Source organism: Acinetobacter junii CIP 64.5 (assembly GCF_000368765.1).
GTDB lineage: Bacteria > Pseudomonadota > Gammaproteobacteria > Pseudomonadales > Moraxellaceae > Acinetobacter > Acinetobacter junii.
The window spans coordinates 92,009-114,018 of the sequence record NZ_KB849654.1 but is presented as its reverse complement, the minus strand read 5'-3'; the positions used below and the strand labels follow the sequence as shown (position 1 = coordinate 114,018).

The 22,010-nt window shown below is 38.1% G+C and carries 8 protein-coding genes and 1 pseudogene; all 9 read left to right on the top strand.

Going from position 1 to position 22,010, the window contains the following annotated elements; genetic code table 11:
* The first annotated feature begins 41 nt into the window (after positions 1-41).
* A complete protein-coding gene (locus tag F948_RS02015) occupies positions 42-2,702 on the top strand; it encodes a DUF11 domain-containing protein (RefSeq protein WP_004959434.1) in 2,661 nt (886 codons plus the stop codon).
* Positions 2,703-2,721: 19 nt separating this feature from the next.
* A complete protein-coding gene (locus F948_RS02010; RefSeq protein ID WP_004959431.1) occupies positions 2,722-5,409 on the top strand; it encodes a DUF11 domain-containing protein in 2,688 nt (895 codons plus the stop codon).
* Positions 5,396-9,403: a beta strand repeat-containing protein gene (locus tag F948_RS02005; protein ID WP_004959428.1), complete on the top strand. Its 4,008-nt coding sequence runs from the start codon at positions 5,396-5,398 to the stop codon at positions 9,401-9,403. The genes F948_RS02010 and F948_RS02005 overlap by 14 nt, the downstream gene beginning before the upstream one ends.
* A 226-nt stretch (positions 9,404-9,629) precedes the next feature.
* Entirely contained in the window at positions 9,630-10,124 is a 495-nt protein-coding gene (locus F948_RS02000) for a hypothetical protein (RefSeq protein ID WP_004959425.1), read from the top strand.
* Positions 10,125-10,163: 39 nt separating this feature from the next.
* On the top strand, positions 10,164-12,842 hold the full coding sequence (locus F948_RS01995; protein WP_004959421.1) for a beta strand repeat-containing protein: 2,679 nt from the start codon (positions 10,164-10,166) through the stop codon (positions 12,840-12,842).
* 130 nt (positions 12,843-12,972) lie between these two features.
* On the top strand, positions 12,973-19,065 hold the full coding sequence (locus F948_RS01990; RefSeq protein ID WP_004959418.1) for an SdrD B-like domain-containing protein: 6,093 nt from the start codon (positions 12,973-12,975) through the stop codon (positions 19,063-19,065).
* A 68-nt stretch (positions 19,066-19,133) separates the two neighbouring features.
* Positions 19,134-19,721, top strand: a complete 588-nt coding sequence (locus F948_RS01985; protein ID WP_017397379.1) for a hypothetical protein — start codon at positions 19,134-19,136, stop codon at positions 19,719-19,721.
* Positions 19,722-19,748: 27 nt separating this feature from the next.
* Complete coding sequence (locus F948_RS01980; protein ID WP_227545350.1) at positions 19,749-20,441, top strand: Abi family protein; 693 nt, start codon at positions 19,749-19,751, stop codon at positions 20,439-20,441.
* Positions 20,442-20,497: 56 nt separating this feature from the next.
* Positions 20,498-21,588: pseudogene (locus F948_RS01970) on the top strand (IS3 family transposase).
* Positions 21,589-22,010 lie beyond the last annotated feature (422 nt).

The window sequence follows — 22,010 nt, the reverse complement described above, 5'->3', positions numbered from 1 at the left end:
ATGCTAATAAGACTTTATTAATTTTTTGTGGGTTCTGAAACATGATAAGCCGATTCAAGAAAAGTGCTGTCTCAAAAACTTCATTTATCGCTTTATTTGGCTTATTTGTTGGATTTCATAGTTCTATTGCATTTGCCCAACCTAAAGCAGGAAGCAGTATCACCAATATTGCAAGTGGTGACTTCTATGATGAACAAGGTAATCTGCAAGTTATTAATTCAAATGCAGTTATTTTAACTGTTCAACCAATTTACTCTTTAACTTTACAAAGTAATCAGCAAAATATCGGAACTATCGGAAGCAAAGTTAACTTCCCTCATGTTTTAACCAACACTGGTAACATTGTAGACGACTATAAATTAAGCCTTACTCAGTTAACGAATGATCAATTTAATCTAGATAATGTAGCCGTTTACATCGATCGGGATCAGAATGGCGAGCCTGATGATAATAATAATCTACTGAATTCAACCACAAGTTTTCGCTTAGAAGCTGGCGAGTTTGCCTCATTAGTTGTCGTTGGAAGTATTCCAACCAACCTAACTGCAAATAACGTTGCTAATTTTACTTTAACAGCTACAAGCAAGCATGATAATGCGATCGCTATGTCCGTTAGTGACACAGCAAAAGTTGTGGATGATGCTGTAATTCAAGTGACGAAATCACAGAATATCAGCACGGGTAAAACTGGCACGGAAATTACTTATACCTTAGCTTATACAAATACGGGTACTGCGGCAGCAAAACTCGTATTGAGAGATATATTAGCTACAGATGTAACATATAAATCGGGTAGCGGTAGTTGGGGGAATGGTTCAGGATCGTTAACTGATGCTGATGATGTTGAGACGGGTGCAAATGCGCCAATAAAATATAAAGTGAGTAATGGGCAAGTAGATGTAGAGCTTGCAAGTGTGGCAGCTTTAAGTAAAGGCACAGTAAGTTTTAAAGTCACTGTGAATGCGAATGCTGCCGAAAAAGTTGCCAATACCGCCGACTATCAACAATACAATGCATCAAATGCTATTCTGAAAAATACGCTAACCAATACTGTAATTTTTAACGTTCAGCAAATCTTAGGTGTTGTACTTAACAATAGCCCAAGTAACGCGAATGATGATGGCGAGCCAAACGGTGGCTTGAATAACTTAAACTCCCAAAATAATACGTTTGGGGGTGTAGCAAAAGAAATCCAGTTTGATAACTATGTTTGGAATACAGGACAGGCGACGGATACTTATAATTTAAGCTTCGTTAAAAGTAATGTACCAAGTTGTGCTGTAGTTCGTTTATATCATGCAGATGGTCGTACATTGCTGACAGATACTAATGGCGATGGTGTCATTGATACAGGTGGATTGGCTTACGGCACTTCAAAAAGAATTAAATTAGGGGTTTATTTCCCAGCGAATTGTACTTCTACAAGTACAATGGATTTCGACATTACCGCAACTTCTGTAACAGATACTAATATAAAAAATAGTACGCGTGATCGATTAGTCAATACAGTTGCTGTGGGCGAAAGCGATTTGTATAACAGCAACAATTCAGGTGTGGGGGTTGGGAATGTTACTGGTTCAGGTGGGCAAGCCTTATTGGTGAAAAATGCTGTAAAAGGTGCAACAGCTGTTTTCCCACTTGTTATTCGAAATAACAGCACGACCTCAAATAATTATAATTTGTATGCATCGAGTACAGAGATTGACATTAATAGTATCAATACGACGTTACCAACAGATTGGGTAGTGAAGTTTTATAATGGTGATGCAACATGTCAGACCTTACAAGGTGAAATTACCAGTACTGGCAACATGGCGGCTGGAACAACTAAACAGTATTGTGCCGTTGTCACTGTTCCTGCGAATACGACTTTGACAAGTTTACCAATTTGGTTCGCTATGAAATCACCGATGAATGCTCAAGGTGATAGTATTAAAGATCAAGTTGATGTGGCTGTACGCAAGTTGACTTTAGCAAATGATCAACAAGGGCGGATTAATGTCGGCGGTACAGTTGTATATCTGCATACATTAAAAAATATGGGTACATTTGTTGAAGGTGATACAAGCGGAAAAGTAAGTCTTAACGTAGTCCCTCAAAACATTAATGATGGTTTCACTTATACATTGTATTACGATGCCAATAATAATGGTGTATTAGATACCACAGACCCAATAGCTACTGATTTGTCTATAACTGGTGGATTAAACCCACAAAGTTCAGTTCAGCTAATTTTAAAAGTTCAAGCTCCATTAACTGCAGTAAATGGTATTTCTAGTGCAGCGAATATCGTCGTCTCTGCCACGAATACAATCCAAGGTTTAACACTTACAACAATTCAAAATACAGATTTAACAACAGTTGATCCTACGCAACTTCGTCTGATCAAAGAACAGTCTAAAGATGAAGCATGTGCACTTATGAATGTTGCCACTGCGACCTATGCAAGTAACCCATTGACGATTAAACCAAATCAATGCGTTACCTATCGTTTAACAATTAAAAATGATGGTTCAACACCAGCAGCGAATGTTGTGATTAATGATGTGGTACCTGCTTATAGTATTTTGCGAAATGCATTGCCGCCGTCAGTGAGTAAGGGTTCTGTAGCTGTGAGTGGAGATCAAATATCTGGAAATATTGGAGCACTTGCACCACAGGAGCAAGCAGCGTTGTATTTTTCTATTCAGGTTACACCTTAAGTTAGGCGGATGCTAGAAGATGAATATAATCAATACATTAGAAAATATCCGCAACAGCAAGATCACTTTAGGGATTTTGTTGGTTACTTTGTTGGGAGTGCATCAGTCTAGCTCTGCTGCTGTTCCTACACGCCAAATCATTAGTAATATGGCGATCGGTGAGTACACTGAAGAAGGTTCAACCGTTGTTCAAGTCAGCCGTTCGAATTTAGTTCAAACAACGATTCTTCCAGTTTATTCTGTTAATTTGACGGCAAATAATACTAAAAATGTCGTAGCGGGTCAGACTGTATATTTTAACCATACTTTGACTAACACGGGTAATGAAGTCGACCAGTATACCTTTGCAGTAACAAATAATACTGGAGATAGCTATGACTACAGTAATCTATCTGTATTTTTAGATAAAGATAATGATGGCGTGTCGGATGGTGCAGCGATTACTTCTTATTCTTTAAGTGCGGGCGAGTCAGTTGGTCTTATTGTGGCGGCAAATGTACCGAGTGGAGCAACGGTTAGTCAAAATGGATCATTAACATTAACTGTAAATTCTTTAAATAGTGCATCTGGAACAAAGACCAATGTCGATACAGCAACTGTTACGAATCAGTCTGCTTTAGTTGTTCGTAAAAAGTTTTCTCAAACAAGCGTGGCAAATGGAGACGTTGTTACCGTTCGTTTAGATTATCAAAATTTAGGTAGTACAGCGACAGGCTCTGTAACTTTAACAGATACACTCAATTCAAGTTTGGTTTATCAACCAAATGCTGGTGAGAATTGGAACGGTACAACTGTAAATCCAAGTACTGGTAGTGACGATCCACCAGGAATCAATTACAGTGTGACATCAAATACTGTAACTGCAGTCATTAGCTCAATACCAGCAAATGCAACTGGCTATATTGAATTTAAAGTTAAAGTAAATAAAACAACTGCTGGACCAATTAATAATACCGTTAATTTTCAGTATGATCATGATAATAATACAACAACAGCAAATATATCTGATCTCAGTAACATAGCTGTACTTAATGTTGCTTCAATTTATGCTGTCAAAATTAATGGTAGTGCAACTGATGTAAACAATAATGCTACGGTTATTGCTTCTGCTGTGGCTCAAGGTGGGGAGCTTACCTTCAATAACTATGTTTGGAATAATGGTAATAATACTGATGTATTTAATGTAACAATGACAGGTAGTACATTTCCGACAGGTAGCCAAATTGAATTTTATCGTGCAGATGGCGTAACCCCATTATTAGATAGCAATGGAGATGGTATTCCTGATACAGGTTTATTATCCGCAGGTGTAAATTTACCAATCGTTGTTAAAGTACGTTTACCTAGTAGTTATGCTGTAACGACTGATACGACATTCGAAGTTTCACCTCAAGCTCAGTCTTTAGGTGATATTAGCAAAACGAGTTCGATTAAAGATCAGGGTAATTTACTTGCCACAACGGTAGCACGTTTAGTTGATTTAACCAATAGTCCTGAAAACAATGGTTTGGGTAATGGAAATGTTGATAATGCTGGCAACCCATGGAAAACTGTGATTGCATCAACAAGTATCAATCCTGTTGCGGGTGGGCAAGCAATATTCCCATTAAAAGTGAGCCATACTGGTATTGGAACTGAATATTTACTCAGTGCGAACTCAACAAGTGATTTTACAAGCCTAACTTTGCCTAATGGCGTGAACCGTGTTCGTTTTTATGTTTCTGGAAATGGTTCAAACTGTAGTGTCTTAGGTAGTGAAACAGGTAAAACCATCTATCTGAATAATGGTGAAAGTCAGTTAATCTGTGCAGTTGTCGAAGTAGATCAGTTGAATAGTAGTGTAACTACACCGATCTATTTTCGCGCTCTTTCTACAAGTTTTGTAAGCGGTAATAATAGTAGTAATCCGAGCCAAGATATTATTAAGGATGCGATCACCATTCAAAGTGTCAATTCTGTGGCTAAAGTAGAATTCACGCCAAATTCTCGTGGACAAGTCTCGCCATTAGGCACCATCATTTATAGTCATCTTTTGACTAATAACACCGATGTTGATTATACAGGGAACTATAGTTTTCTTTCGAATAACGATCAGGTTGAGTTTAACAGCACTCTTTTCTATGACGTAAATGGAAATGGTGTTTTTGATGCTGGGGATTTGGTGATGAGAAGTTTAGCTGACTTGCCGGGTGGAAAATTAGCAGCACATACACAAGTCAAATTATTGCTTCAGGTTAAAAATCTTGTAGCAAATAATATTGCCCAAGCGAATACCACCACGATTAATTTAACGAATAATGCGAATGGTCAAGTTTTGGCATCAATTACTGATGTAACTACAGTGAATCAGAGACAATTGAAGTTGAGTAAGTTGCAAGCACGTGATTTTAATTGTGATGGCACAGCTGATGAGTCCTATACAACAAATAGTCTCAATATCGGTAAACAAGCAAATGGCCAAGGCCAATGTGTTTTGTATAAGGTGATTTTAACCAATACAAGTGCTACTGCTATGAGTACTGCATTTACCTTTAGAGACATGACGCCTGCCTATACAGTTTTATCTCAATCGCCTATCTGCACATCATGTAGTAGTATGACGGCTCCCACAGTTGGTAATGCTGGTGCGGTTTCAGGAACATTAAATAGTGTGGCTGCAAACCAAAGTTATGAATTTAATTTCGGGGTGCGCTATGTGGGTCAGTAAGCAAAAAATGAAAAAGAATATCTCTAATTACAGCATGATGAATCATAAAGTTAGTTATATATATACTTTGGTTTTGTTTATCTTAACTTGTTTGATGTGTAGTCAAGCTATATTGGCTGCTCCACCAACCATTGAGATTTATTCAGGCTCTGGGTCTGGGCAGGGTCCAACTGCATCTTCAGGTACGCACACTTTTTTGTTAAATAGGAATAATCCATCCGATAATAATAGTGAGACATATGCACCGACAACAACGGTTAGTTATACGATTACTAACTCAGTATATAACCGTACGCCTTATTCAAGCGCTCCTAGTTCATTGACTAGGCCAGATATTTTTATTGGTGGAGACACTGATTCAAATGCAGTTGTACAACCTGTAAATATTTTAAGACCGATGAATGGTTATGGTAGTCCCGCTGACAATATGTTTGCTGCTTCCTTACAAAATGCGCCAACAGGCTGTACTAATGGCACTGCTTGTTTAAGTACGAATGGTGGTATTAGTGTTAGTACAAACCATGGTGTCGCTATGGAAATAACTACAAGGGGATTAAATGCAACAAATGCGCCAACAAATACTAGAATTAAAATGGGCACTATAGTTATTAACTTTAACAGAGCTGTAACTAATCCAATATTACAAGCTAGCGCTTTAGGTGCAGAAACAACAACTGGTTTAGGTTTTGGTGCGGAGTTTACATTAACAAGTAGTAATGTTCCTGTAGTAATGAGTCGTTTAGCGGGAAGTAAAGAATTAACAGTTAGCGGAAATGATATTGTAAATAATGCCACTACAATTAGAGCAGCCAGTGGGAATGGTGGTGCGAGTGGAAGTGTATATATCAAAGGTAAGGGAATTACATCATTGACATTTGATATTTATGTTCGAGGAGATGGGCGAGCTTCGACTTGGTCAACTACTGGAGCAGATGCTTTCTTTTTTGGCATCTCAAGTATGGATGTTGATAGTGATGTCACCTTGGTTAAAAAACAACGTGTAGGCAACACAGGCACATTTGTATCAACTCAGTTGGACAATGTGCCTCTCGGTTCATTAATGCAATATCAATTGGAAATTACTAACAATACACCATCAGGTGCAACATTGGGTGGCACAGTTGTAAATTTACCTTTTAATGACACACTCCCAGTCAGTTTAAAAAATGTTTCTATTGTCGGAACACCAGCTACGACACAAGGTACAGGAGGTTCAAGCCCTGTTACTACCTCCTGTACTCCTACATTAACAGGCGATAATACCGCAGGCTGGAAAGTCTCTGGGTTATTTACGGGAGCAACAACAGCAACCTGTATAATCACGATTCAGGGTACAGCAACCGCAGCAGGTACGTTAACCAATACAGCAACAATAGAGTCAACCTCATCAAATACGCTAGTGAGTAGTTCTGTTAATGCCGTGATCGTTAACCCAACAGCAATTACACCAGATCCAGTTATCAAAGAAGCTCGTTTTACAATTACTTCTGATTTACCAACGATTGTACGAGGACGAGTTGGTACACAAACCATCAATATTAAAAATGAAGGGCCGAACGATGCAACCAATGCCATCGCAACCTATATTGCCGCACCACAAACGGGTGTGACAGTGACGGGTGTAAGTGTTGTCGGTGGGGCGGCATGTGCCCAAAGTGGTAGCAACTGGACATGTCCTTTAGGTAGTATGGCTAATGGGGCTACAAAACAATTATCTGTGAGTTACAGCACAACGGCGGCTTCCTCTCTAGGTACTGCTCAGCAAGCAACCGTTAAAGTATCGAGTGATGAATTTAACCCAGGTAGTGGTGTAGGAGAGACACTCTATAAAGTATGGGGAAGTAATCAACAAAATGAATATAGACCAAATGGTGCATTTTGGGTGGGTTATGAAGGTACTGGGGGAACTACAAAAGTTGGTGCTTTTGCTGATGAGAGTTCATCAATCGTAAGTGCGTGGCCAGCTAACCAAGCGAGTCCAACAGGTGGGTACTTAATTTCTGGTAACAATGGTACCAGTGATTCAACTTATGGAGCATCAAGTACAACAGCTTCTGCGATGATTCAAAGAATTATTACCAATATGAGTTCAGATGCAAATGCAACAGTTCAACTAAATAACATTGATGTCCCAGACATTGGGGATAACCGTAGAGCATGGGAATTCACTACTGGGGTGTATATTGCTAATTCACAAACAATAACGGTATGTATGGGTAACACCAGTCTTGGTATTGATGATAGTGGTTATATCATGGTGGATGGTGTTGTAGTGAGTAGCTCAAATAACTATTTGGGTGGAGGTATTTCATCATCAACATCTTCTGCTTTAACACCAGGTTATCACCGAATTACTTATCGTATTGCTAACAGAAATACTTATTCTGGAAATAGTGAGAGAGCGTCTGGTGGTTATGGATCAATTGGTTTATCACTCACTGGCAGTTGTTCAACTACAAATTATGACAATGCAACTACGAGTGGGGTCCCTGCAAGTATCAATATTATAGATGGTGCAAAAATTAAAATTGCTAAAAACTCTGTGAATGGGACGGGTACGTTTAACTATATTAATCTTAGCAATCTTGTAAATAGTACAACAGCAGTTACCACGGATTCTGTAACTACAGTGACAGCAGGAACCACAGCAACCTCTGCACAACAGCTTTGGGCGCAAACATTGAATACAGATGTTTCTTTTACAGAAAGTGCTTTAGCAGGATATGTTTTATCAAGTGTTAGCTGTGTAGATGCAAATAGCGGTGTAACGGGTAATACGGGTACTTTTTGGACGCTTGTAAATAATATTGTGACGATTCCCGCTGTTCGCATAAAAGAGGGCGCCGATATTACTTGTACGTTTACAAATACGAAGCTTATTTACGTTGATATTACTGGACGAGTATTTGTTGATAATAGCGGAACAACATTAGATGTGAGTAAAGCATATAATGGCATACAAGATGCAGGTGAAGTTGGGATTGCAAATAGTACGATTCGTTTGAATAACTGTAGTACTACGCAGTTAGCTTCAACAGTGACAAGTGCGAATGGTGATTATGCTTTCTCAATTGAACAAAGCTTATTACCATCATCATTTTGTATTGTTCAGCAGAATTTACCTGAATATATTTCTGTCAGTGGCACAACGGGCTACACTCGTTCAACAGATACTATTGCTTTAACCAAGACAAGTGCAACAAGCTATACAGCAAATAATTTTGGTGATGTGATTGTTAATGTTGTGTTGAATGAAGATGGGCAGCATACAGCTATTGCTGGAGATGTCACGGACTATCCTCACCGTTTAAGCACACAAATTCCAGTTCAACTCACTCAATTATTACAGACTCAGACTCAACAACCAAATGCTAGTGCTGATCAACCATGGCAAGCATTGGTTTATCGAGATACGAACTGTAATGGTCAGGTAGATATGGGTGAAGTTGTATTTAACCCAACTGCTGCAAGTACTGTTCTATTACAGCCAAGTGTTGATATTTGTTTAGTACAGCGAGTTCATGTACCAACTAATGTTACTGCTGGCGCACAACATATTGGAACTCTTCAAGCAAGTTACCAATTTGCTCTGACAAATCCGGCACAAACGATTTTAGGGCAAACGCTTAAACGTCAGGATGTGACACTTATTGGTAGTGCTGGTTTAACACTGACAAAAAAAGTTCGTGCAGTTGCAAGTTGTCCTTCAACATCTTCCGATACAAACGCATTTGTAACGACTAATCAGGCTGCTAAGCAAGATAATTTAGAGTATGAAATCACCTATAAAAATAACAGTACCAAGAAATTACAGAACGTAAAAGTGAAAGATAGTTTACCAATTGGTACTAATTTTGGCAGTATGAGTTGTAGACTTACACCAAGTGGAAATACTTGTAATACAAACCGTTCTGGTGATTATCTTGAATGGAGCTTGACTGGGTTATTAAATTCATCAGCTTCAGGTACTCTGAGATTTTGTGTGTCCCAATAGTAAATAATAGATACAGCATGCCGAAAATATTATTGATTTGGCATGCTTTGTACAAGAAGTTGGTATGGAAGTTGCTTTTATTTGAATTACTAGGTGAATTTTACAAAAAATGTGATTTTCAGCAACAAAAATACATAAATTGTTGTATTTTACGCCGAATAGAAGTAATTTGCTTGCTAGATTAAACTGAATTTAAGTCTATGTAACACGGTTTGGAATAGATCAAATGCATATAAAAGATAATTGGAAAAAAGGTTTACTTGGTGCAGCTAGTTTGATTTTGGCGGTTAGTGTATCTGCTGAAACTAAAGTTGCAAAAGATCCTGTATCTGTGGAATTAAAAACTTACCTCATTAGTGTAAGCACAGATGGGAAACCAGTAGCTAAGTTAGTCAATAAAGTAAAACCAAACGATGTAATCGAGTATCGTGCAACGTATACGAATAATACATCAGGAAAAATTAAAAATTTAGCTGCGACGTTACCAATACCCGTAGAAACTTTATTTTTAGCGAAATCTGAGCCAGAAAACGCGCAAGCAAGTACGGACGGTACAAATTTTGCTCCGATGCCTTTAAAACGCAAAGAGGGTAATCAAATGGTGAATGTTCCACTGAAAGATTATCGTGCATTACGTTGGACGATCGCAGAACTTCCTGCTGGGAAATCTGTAACGGTATCAGCCCAAACGCGTATTAACAGTGACAAAACCAAAAATTAAACAAACTGACATTGAATATTCAACAGGGGTAAGTTCCGAATGTCAAATCAAACTCAACGTTTAAAGCTAACGCAATTAGCAGCTTCGATTGCATTTGTTGCAGGTGGTGCAGCTTTCCTTCCTTCAGCACACGCAGCAGCTCCTAGTGCGGGCACAAACATTAGTAACATTGCATCTGCAAGCTATACAGATAGCAACGGTTCTAATAAAACTGTGACATCAAACGTCGTTACTACGACTGTATTGCAAGTAGCAAGTTTCACGTTGATCGCAGATCAAACTCAAACTGCTAACGCGAACGGTCAAGTATCTCTATCTCACACATTAACAAATACTGGTAATGGTAGTGATACTTTTAACGTAGCTGTTGCCAATAATGATACACGTGATAACACGACTGATAATTATGATTTCAGCGGTTTAAATGTTTATTTAGATGCAAATAAAGATGGTGTTCCAGATAGTCAAACTCCTGTTACAAGCGTAACTTTGGCCGCAGGCGAGTCTGTTAATTTAATCGTTCAAGCAACAACAGCAAACAATGCTGCTGTGGATGCTTTAGGTAAATTAACGGTTTCAGCAATCAGTGGTTTTGATACAAGTGTATCTGCTAAAAACGTAGATACAGTTAAGATTACCAATGGCGCTGTAATTAGTTTATTAAAATCTGCAAGCGTTAGTAATGTAGATGCTACTTCATCAAGCCCTGCAGCACGTGAAGTTGAATATACTTTAGCTTATCAAAATACGGGTAACACGACCGCAACTAACGTTACGATCACCGACGTACTTCCATCTGGTTTAACTTATGTTACTGGTTCTGCTACAGTAAATGGTACAGCTGTAAGTGATGCAGCTGATACTGATGGATATAACTTCACTTCAGGAACAGCGACATTAGTTATTCCTACAGTTGCTGCAAACAGCAGTGGTGTATTGAAATTCAAAGTTCGAGTAAACCAAAATACTCCAGCTGGTATCATTACAAACACCGCTGAAGTGGATCCAGATGGTCCAGGTGCAGAAGTTAAAACACCATCTAACCCGAATGATGTAACAGTTTTAGGTGTTAAAAAAGGTACAATTAACGACAGTACGGCAGATGCCTTTGCTGATGGACAAGCTTCTACGGCTCCAGCTGATGACGTAATTACTAAGTCAACAACTCAAGGTACTCCAGTTACCTTTGGTGTTACTGCGGGTGGTGGTGAGCCAATCGTTGTACATAACACTGGTAATGTTATTGAAGCATTCAACATTAGTGTAAACAAAAACTCTTTACCAACTGGTAGCATTGTTGAATTATTCAAAGCTGATGGTGTAACGCCATTAACTGATACGAATGGTGATGGTGTTGCAGACACGGGTCCAATCGCAAGCGGTGCTACATACCAAGTTGTTGCTAAGGTAACTCTACCTTCTAGCTATTCTTCTACAACGCCAATCAGCACGATCTTAACTTCAACACCTGTTACTAATTCTACTGGTACAGATACAATCAATTTAGTTATTGATAAAGTCGTTGCATCTACAGTTGACTTACACAATGGTGATGCAACAAATAGTACTGGTACTGTTGTTGGTGCGTCAGGTAAAGATACTGGTCAATATATTGACACCAAGTCAACTAAACCTGGTCAAGCAACCAACTTCCCATTAACAATTGATAATAAAGGTGCAACTGGAGATAACTATAATTTATCTACATCACCTACATTACCAGCAGGTTGGACGGTTCAATATTACTTAGCTGATGGTGCAGGTGATCCAACAGGTGCACCAATCACGAATACAGGTAATATACCAAGTGGTGGTACTGTTAAACTTGTTGCAGTTGTAACGCCTCCAGCAAATGCTCCAGCAGGTGATCAAGAAGTTATCTTTAAAGTTTCTTCTCCTGCTACTGGCTTAACAGATGTAATGTCTGATCGTGTAACAGTTGAAACTAATCGTATCCTTAGCTTGCAAAGTGACCGTACTGGACAAGTTGCACCAGGTGGTACGGTTGTTTACAAGCATACCTTAACCAACAACGGTAACATCGTTGAAGGTGCGACAGCGAATACATTACCGTTTACATTAACGAATGACCAAACTGCAAATGGTTGGGTAACAACCTTATATGTAGATTCGAATAACGATGGTGTAGCTGATGCTGGTGAATTAGTCACAGGTAGTGATCTTGCAGTGAAAACTGGAAGTATCGCTCGTGGTGCATCTGTTAACTTACTCATCAAAGTTCAAGCTCCAACAAATGCAACTGCTGGAACACCAAGTGCAGTTGTATTAACGATCAAACCAACAGTTGTTGGTGGTCAGTCTGTTGCCGATCTAGTGAACACTGACTTAACGACTGTAACAAGTGGTCAAGTGCGTTTAGTGAAAGAGCAATCTTTAGCTAACTGTGTAACGGGTGCAGCTGGTACTTATACTCAAAATACAGTTTCTGCTAAACCAGGCGAATGTGTGAAGTATAGAATTACTGCAACGAATGAAGGTAATGCTGACGTAACTAATGTTGTGATTAGCGATGCTACACCTGCATATACAACGTTGAAAGTGATTGCAAGTGCATCTCCAGTAGCTACAAATGCGACATTAAGTACTTCAACTGCTGCATTAACTGATGGTTCAACAGGTACTATCGCTGCTGAAAAAACACCTCTTGTACCTAATACAAGTGCGGTATTAGAATTTGTAATCAAAGTAAATAATTAATATTCATTAAGTAATTTCGATTGCTTAAAATGAATTGATTAAATATGTGGGCATTTGCGCAAAGCAGGTGTCCACAACAATAATTTTAAAGTTTTTTCATTTAGATTATTTAGTTGAAGGGTAGAGCGCTGTGCTACAACAGAAGCAAATTCGTGCAAGTCGAAACATGTCTTTCATGTTATCAACGTTGACAATATCTATATTGTCTGCGCAGTATGGTCATGCCGCGAATATTCCTGATGTAGGTAGTAAAATCAAAAACGTTGCTTACGCAACTTTTACAGCAGCAAATGGTAAAGAACAACAATCAGTTTCTAATACAGTCGAAGTTAATGTTTCAGCTTTGTATGCTATTACTTTAACTACCCCACCAGTACTCGATGTCGAACCTAGTGTGCGAGTAATATGGGCCAATACTTTATCGAATAATAGTAATGCACCTGTTAATGTTCAGCTAGAAGCATTAACAATTAATGAATTAAACAATATTAAAATCTACATAGATAGTAACAAAGACGGTCAATTTGATACGAATGATCAACAGTTAACAACTAATGTAGCTTTACAGATTGGCCAAAGTGTCAATTTGTGGGTTGTTGCTACCACAAGTTCAAATTTAACAGAAGGTCAGCAATTTAATTTACCAATTAAAGCAACAGTTGTTGAAGATAAAACAGCAATTGCAATCGCTACAGATAGTGCAATTAGCTATGGTGCAAAATTAGTTGCAACTAAAGAAGTACAACAAAAAACTTTTGAGCCTTCTGCAAGTGCAAATTATGACTTAAATTACACGCTCAATATTAGCAATGAAGGTAAGAAGCCAGCTAGACCAACTGATGTCATGGTGGATGGTCAAACACAAAAAATGGTTTTGTTGGTTGATGATTTACCACCTAATACAACATTTAAATCTGCTTTAGTAAAAAATACTCAAGCAAAAATTTTATACAAGCTTGCCAATAATAGTTATAGCACTATTGCTCCAAGTGACATTACACAGATCAACCAGCTTGTTGTCGGTTTTCCACAAATTGCTGCAAATACATCTGAGCAAGTCGATCTTGTTGTTAGTATGAACCGCAATATTGCAAAAACCACAGTAAAAAATACTTATAAAGTTTCGTATGCTGTCACTGATAGTCAGAAAGATGTGTTATCAAACGTTGCATCTACTTTAGTTAGCGGCTCAGCAGATATTACAAATAATTCGAGTGATTTTAAGAATATTTTGGCAACTGGTAGTGTAAATAAGCCACTGTATATAGAAGCTAAAAATGCAAGTTGTAATGCTGATCGTTATATTCCAGATCGTGTGAAAATTCGAATTAAATCTACAAAAACAGATGATTTAGAAGAAGTTATTGGTATTGAAACTGGACCAAATACAGGTGTATTCCACTATACATTACCAACAACTCTTTCAGATAAAGGCATTCAATATGATGCAGTTTTGCAGACACTTAAACGTGATAAAGTTGATATTAGTTTAACGGATTGTTTGGATGCGCAAGGCCAATCTACAGGAACAATTACCGACATTAATACAAGTGTGTTAATCGATCCGTATGGTACAGTATTTGATGCTAAAACGGGTTTACCTGTAGCTGGTGCTACAGTTACTTTATTGGATCAAAATGGTCAACCAATTGGTGATAATGTAGCATTTGAAATTGATCCTCAAACAGGTGATAAGATTTCTATTCCTGCAAAACAAGTGACTAATAGTGCTGGTGAATTTATCTATCCACTGGTGAAAGCAGGTACATATAGTTTTATTGTAGACACAAACACTATCCCAGGTGACAAACGTTATACTTTTATTAGTGATCGCAAGGTATATTCAAGTTTCCCAGCAGATAAAGCGGTTGATTTAAAGTGGTCTTATGCAGGGCAATTCACATTAAATAATGGTGACCCTGCACTCAATATCGATATTCCAATTGACCCTGAAGTGGATAATACGAATTCATCTTTATTTGTAAAAAAAGTTGCTTCAAATAAAACTGCTGAAATTGGTGAATTCGAAGAATATACGGTGAATGTTGCAAATCGTGGAACGGCAGATTCAACAAATGTTTCGATTACAGATACACTTCCTCGAGGCTTTATTTATGTTCAAGGCTCAATGCGTGTTGATGGTAAAAAGGTAGAAGATCCATTAGGTGGTAAGGGACCTTATTTGACACTTGGACTAGGTACACTCACTCCAAATAAAGAAGTTAAAGTACAGTATCGCGTTTATATTGGACCAAATGCACTCAATGGTGATGGTATCAACCGTGTTCGTGCCAAAGATGCGAAAGGTGTTGAGTCTAATGAAGCATCAGCGAAAGTAGAAGTTACGCCTGGTATGATGATTTCTGACGGTTTTATTGTTGGTAAAATCTTCACCGACTGTAATCGGAATGGTGTCCAAGATGCTGGTGAAATAGGTGTTCCTGGTGTTCGTATTTATCTTGAAGATGGTAGTTATGTTATTACTGATAGCGAAGGTAAGTATGATTTTTATGGAATTAGTGCAAAAACGCATGTTTTAAAAGTCGATCGTACAACTCTACCGATTGGTTCTGAATTAGTATTAATAAATAATCGCCAAGCAGGTGATCCAAATAGCCGTTTTGTCGATTTAAAACGTGGTGAATTGCATCGTGCCGATTTTGCGATAGCTGAAGGTGTTGGTCAATGTTCAGAATCTTTAATTGAACGGGTGCTAGAGCGTAAAAAACGCATTGAGCAAGATAATACAAATTTAGAGCAAATATTACGTTCTGATTTAACGATTGATCCAATTTTTTCTAAAGTTACGGATGTTCGTGGACAGCCATCGAGTGGCTGTATTTCAGCCGTTGGAGTTCAGGCGAATTGTAATCTTGATTTTTCAAAAGAACAAATTAAAGAAATCAAGCAAATACAATTTGAACCCGAAAAGTCTGGTGTTCAAGCATCTAGCGCTTTACCAAGTTCCTCAACTCTTGCTATGCCAAATGAAGAGTCTGTAGATACTGTTAATTCTGCCAAAATGATTAATCTTGAAGCAGCTTTAGAAACAGCTGTGAATAATCAACTAGAAATTTTAAATCTTAAAGATGGGCAAATATTGCCTTATCCTCAGACCTCCATTCAAGTTAAAGGTGCAGCAGGCACTCAGCTTGAGCTTTGGGTAAATGGAACGCGTGTTCCTGAAAAACGCATTGGTAAACGTGCTGTATTGCCGAACATGCAGGTTGCAGGTTTAGACTTTATTGGTGTTGATTTAAGTACGGGTCACAACACGATAGAAGTACGTCAAGTAGATATGATGGGCAATACTCGAGACATTAAACGTATTAATGTTATTGCACCGGATCAGTTAGATAAGTTGCAACTTGAGCCGAGTAAAACGATTCCACAGGCAAATGGACGCGATCGTTTTAATGTTAATTTAAAAATTGTCGATCGACATGGTACGCTTGTATCAAACCGTACACCTATCACATTAGATAGTTCAATCGGTAAGATTGACTTAGTAGACTTAGATCCAAAACAGCCAGGTATTCAAGTATTCGTTGAAGGTGGAACTTTACTTGTTCCAATTCAAGCGCCAATTGAAGCCGGTGAAGGAACATTATCAGTTGAAAGTGGTATCTTCCACTCAAGCACACCTATTCGTTTCTTACCTGATTTAAGACCGATTATCGCTGTAGGTATGGTTGAAGGTTCTTTTAATTTCAAAAAGTTTGACCCTAAAGAATTGAGTGGTATTAATTCAAATGATGGTTTTGAAGAAGAATTAAATGAGATTTCAGCTTCAAAAGACGGTAAGCGCAATATATCGGGTCGTGCTGCATTATTTTTGAAAGGTAAGGTAAAAGGTGAATACCTGCTTACACTTGCATATGATTCAGATAAAGATAAAAACCAAAGATTATTCCGTGATATTCGTCCAGATGAATATTACCCAGTTTATGGTGACTCTGCTGCCAAAGGCTTTGATGCTCAATCTACTAGTAAATTGTATGTTCGTGTCGATAAAGGACGTTCATATGCAATGTATGGTGACTACGTAACACGTACTGAAAATGATGAGGGCTTATCTTTAGGTCAATACAACCGTTCATTGACAGGTGTTCGTAGTTCAGTAGAAGCTGATAAATATAAAGTTACTGCGTTTGCTGCACAGACAAATACACAACAAGTTGTGAATGAACAACGTGCTATGGGTATTTCAGGTCCTTATAGTTTAGGTAATGGTGTTAATGCGCAAGACGTGCGTGAAAACAGTGAAAAAGTAGAAGTTATTACGCGTGATCGTAATAATTCGGGTTTAATTATTGCACGTACAAGTTTGACTCGTTTTACTGATTATGAGATTGATACTTTCAGTAATAGTATTTATTTGAAAGATCCAGTTCCAAGTGTTGATGCTGACTTAAACCCAGTATATTTGCGAATTACAGTTGAATCTGATCAAGATGGTGAAGAATATACGGTTGGTGGTGTGTCTGGTTCTGTAAAAGTCACCGATAAAGTTAAAGTAGGTGGTTCTTATGTGAAGAGTAATAACCCACTAACTCAAGATCAGTTAGCAAGTGTGAATACTGTCGTTAAATTTGCCAATGATAAAGGTAAATTCATTGCTGAGTTTGCTCGTTCAGAGAATATTAATGATGACTTAAATTCATCGACCTCAGGAAATGTGAAACCAGATGCAACTGGTAAGTTATCGGGGGATGCTGCACGAGTTGAATTAAACTATTCTTATAAAGACTTGGAAATGAAAGTTTATCATAACCAAGCTGATAGAGAATTTTATAATACAGCGGCACCTATTACTGCTGGTCGTAAAGAGAGTGGTATTAAGGGACGTGTACAATTAAATAAAATCGGCTTAGCTAAGCTTGAAGCGATTCGCACAGAAGATCAGTTAAGTGGCGTAAATCAAGGTGTATCAGCAAGTATTGAACGGGCAATTAACCGTATTTTGGCTGTAGAACTTGGTTTAAAGTATTATGATGAGTCATCTAATTCAGCAACACTGAATACAACACAAGTTGCACCATATCATGGTGTCACAGTTCGCTCTAAATTAATCAGTCAACTACCTTGGCAAGGTTCGAATGTCTTTGCTGAATATGAACAAGACATTTCTGAAGCGGGTCGTCGTATTTTCGCGTTGGGCGCAAATTATCAAATTAATTCCAAACTCCGTGCTTATGGTCGTCACGAATTAGTTTCAAGCATTGGTGGTCTTTATGATCTGAATAGTAATCAACGCCGCAATGTAACAGTATTCGGTCTTGATAGTAAATATAACAATAATGGAACAGCCTTCAGTGAATATCGTGTTCGGGATGGTATTAGTGCGAGAGAGGCTGAGGCAGCAATTGGTTTACGTAATCGATGGGAACTTGAAAAAGGTTTTTATGCCAATACGAGTTTTGAGCAAACTAAATCATTATCAAATGCCAATAACTCAAATTCTGATAGCACAGCAGCATCTTTAGGTATTGAATATTTAAAGAACCCTAACTGGAAAGCTGTTGCTCGCATTGAAGCACGTTGGACAGATCAATCAGATACGATATTGAACAATTTAGGCGTTGCTTATAAATATTCGGATGATGTGACATTATTGGCAAAAAATGTTGTTAGCCTAACAGATAGCAAAAATGATAGTAGCGGTGATCGTTTAGTGGATCGCTTCCAATTAGGATTGGCTTATCGTGATACAGAACACAATCGTTTTGATGCACTAGCTAAAGTTGAATATCGTTATGATGATAATAAAACTGATTTAAACAATCCGTATCTTAAACATGTTTATATTTTCTCGAACCATTTAAATTATCATCCAACACGTGATTTTACCTTGTCGGGTCAATATGCGTTGAAGAATGTGCAGGCTACATTCTCTGGTTTAGAGTCTACAGGTATGACACACATGTTTAGTGCAAGAGCTATATATGACATCAATGAAAGATGGGATGCAGGAATACATACAGGTGTATTATGGTCTGATATGAGTTCAGGGCGTCGAGTTCTCGTGGGTGGTGAGGTTGGGTATCTCGTTGCAGCAAATCTATGGTTGTCAGGTGGCTATAACTTCTCAGGTTATAAAGATGATGATCTAGTAGATAGTGATACAACAATTCAGGGCGCTTATGTTCGTTTTAGATTCAAATTCGATGAGAATTTATTTGCTGGTAATAACGCTGGAATAAATGCTTCGAGAGAACCATAAACATGAAATATCTTCACAATAATTTATATAAAATGTGTTCTTATTTTTATATAGGGGTTTCTGCTAGTTTGCTTGCAGTAAGCACTTCTGTATTTGCTGAGTCTGCATCTGAGCAAATTATTGTTGGAGAGCAATCTAGTTCTTTGGTACAAGATGTCAATCAACAGAAGCCTTATAATCCTAAAGATAAGCAAGTTGCGGCATTACAAACACGTCTGATACCTTATTTAAAACCATCTGAAAATATTGCATATTATCAAGCGATAAAAGCCTTAACATGGTTAAGTTACGCTGCTCACGAAGGAAGTGAAAAGAGTCCAAGTTCTGCGAGAACTGAAGCACTTCAACAAGCAAAATATATTATTGAGGCACTAGAACAAGGACAAATTGAAAAATTTACGCTGACAACTGCTATTCTTTCTGAATCAAGTGTCATGCGCAGAGATCTTTGGGCAAATGCTGAATTATTAAAACAAAATGAAAGTTTTTCATGTGCTCAGGCTGAGATCGCTCAAGCGGAAGTAATATTGGTTTGGGCAGCAGCAGAACATTGTGAACTTGGATGGCGACACTCAAGAGAATTATTTTTATCTGCTCAAAGTTTAATTGATCAATCAAATCTCAAAGCGTCTGCGTGTAAGTCTGTAATCTTTTAATAGCTATTGGCTTTGTTGCACAAAGGTTTGAAAGACAATGCTACCCTAATTGAGCTAAATTCAAGTGACAACAGTAAAAGGTTACAGACTTTTCATTCCAATGTTGAGTTTGATACTTTAATAGACATTAGTTTAATTGACTCTGAACTACGTAGTCTTATTTTAGCAGCGATAGACCGTATTGAAGTGGAAGTAAGAAATGTTATAAATCATGAATTATCAATTAAGTACAATAGCTCTCATTGGTTTTTAAATGAAACATTGTTTCAATGTTCTGATCAATTCAAGCATCGGGATTTTCTTAGTAGAATTAAGCAATTTACTTCGAAAAAAGCAGATGCTGGTAGTGAAAAGGAAAAGCTAAGAGAAACATTTATACATCATTATTATCAAGAATATGATACGCCAGAATACCCGCCATGTTGGATGATTGCGGAAGTTTTACCTTTGGGAACATGGTCTAGGTTATTTCAACATCTAGTTCATAGTAAAGATCGTAAACAAATTGCAAAACAGTTTGACTTGTCACCAGAAATATTAGAGTCATGGTTACATGCTCTTACATATTTACGAAATGTCTGTGCTCATCAGGGCCGCTTATTTAATAGAACATTTGCCTTTCCTCCTAAAAAGGGGAAGAACGCTCCTCTGAAAGCACATCATCAGCTCTATAATTATATATGTATATTATTTTTGTTCTTGAAGGGTAATCCCCCCTAAAAATAATAGGATCTAAAAGTAGAATTTTCTCTTAAGATACGAGCAGGAGATTCTGCATGAAAACATCTAAATTTACTGACAGTCAGATCATGTCCATCTTGAAACAGGCAGAATCTGGCACACCTGTAGCGACCCTTTGCCGTGAACACGGCATGAGTAATGCTACCTTTTATAAATGGCGTGCCAAATATGGTGGTATGGATACATCATTAATGGCTCGACTGAAAGAGCTAGAAGCCGAAAATACCAGACTTAAAAAGATGTATGCGGAAGAGCGATTAAAGGCCGAAATCATCCAGGAAGCGATGGCAATGAGCAGCACTGCTGCGCAAGGGTAAAGCCATCTTGCCGGCGTAAGATGGCACAACAGGCAGTTGCCCAGCATGCCATTAGTATTCGTTTGGCTTGTAAAGCATTTGGCATTAGTGAAACCTACTACCGCTATCAAGCCAAACTCAGCGATGACAATGCACTCATTGCTGAACAGCTCATTGAACTCACTGAGGAAAATTCCGATTGGGGCTTTGGTTTGTGCTTCTCGTATTTACGGCATGTTGGGAGTTGCTGCTGGAATCACAAGCGGGTTTACCGCATTTACTGTGAGTTGGCACTGAATCTGCGTATTAAACCGAGAAGAAGACTAAAACGGCATGCGCCTGAACCATTGAAAGAACCAATCCGAGAAAATCAGGTTTGGTCATTAGATTTTATGCATGATCAGCTTTCCGATGGTCGCAAGTTTCGATTATTGAATGTGATTGATGATTACCGCCGCGAAGGCCTAGCCATTGAAGCAGGGTTCTCATTGCCCACAATCAGGGTTATTCGTACGTTGAATCAATTGCTGGAGTGGAGAGAAAAACCGTTAGTGATCCGATGCGATAATGGTCCCGAATTTATCAGTCACGAATTTGTGCGCTGGGCTACTGAGCACGGTATTCGTATTGAATATATTCAACCGGGTAAGCCACAGCAGAATGCGTATATTGAACGCTATAATCGGACCATACGTTATAGTTGGCTGAGCAAGCATTTATTTGATACTTTGGATGAAGTACAAGATTATGCAACAAACTGGTTGTGGCATTACAACCATGAAAGACCACATCAAGCTAACAAAGGAAAGCCACCTCTAATGGCTGCTTAACCTCTACTTTTAACTTCGTTTATTTATGGGAGGATTACCCTATGATTACGCTTAGTTAAAATTGCAAGGCATTTAACCCTAAATTTTGTCATTTTATGCTACTTGACCGAGATTAGTATTGGTGATAATTTAATCAACAAGGAAGTCATATACTATTTAGGATTAAAGAGAAATCTTTCCTAAATGAACAAAGATATGACAACCTGAATACACAGCTAACAACGAACGAAACAATTTTGATTGTTTTTAAAAATGTTCAAGGTTGTAGAAAAGCCCGTTAATCGGGCTTTTTTAATGCCAATTTTTAAAAGAAAATCTAAGCTATATTTGGGAACAAAAATTAGAGTAGCAATAGGGGATTGTGGTGCTGATATTGATTATTTTAGTCTTTACTATTGGTTTGGTTTTCTTAATCTTATTAG

Excerpts from the sequence above, each read along its gene's own strand:
- F948_RS02015 (WP_004959434.1), top strand. The coding sequence starts at position 42 with ATGATAAGCCGATTCAAGAAAAGTGCTGTCTCAAAAACTTCATTTATC.
- F948_RS02010 (WP_004959431.1), top strand. The coding sequence starts at position 2,722 with ATGAATATAATCAATACATTAGAAAATATCCGCAACAGCAAGATCACT.
- F948_RS02005 (WP_004959428.1), top strand. The coding sequence starts at position 5,396 with ATGTGGGTCAGTAAGCAAAAAATGAAAAAGAATATCTCTAATTACAGC.
- F948_RS02000 (WP_004959425.1), top strand. The coding sequence starts at position 9,630 with ATGCATATAAAAGATAATTGGAAAAAAGGTTTACTTGGTGCAGCTAGT.
- F948_RS01995 (WP_004959421.1), top strand. The coding sequence starts at position 10,164 with ATGTCAAATCAAACTCAACGTTTAAAGCTAACGCAATTAGCAGCTTCG.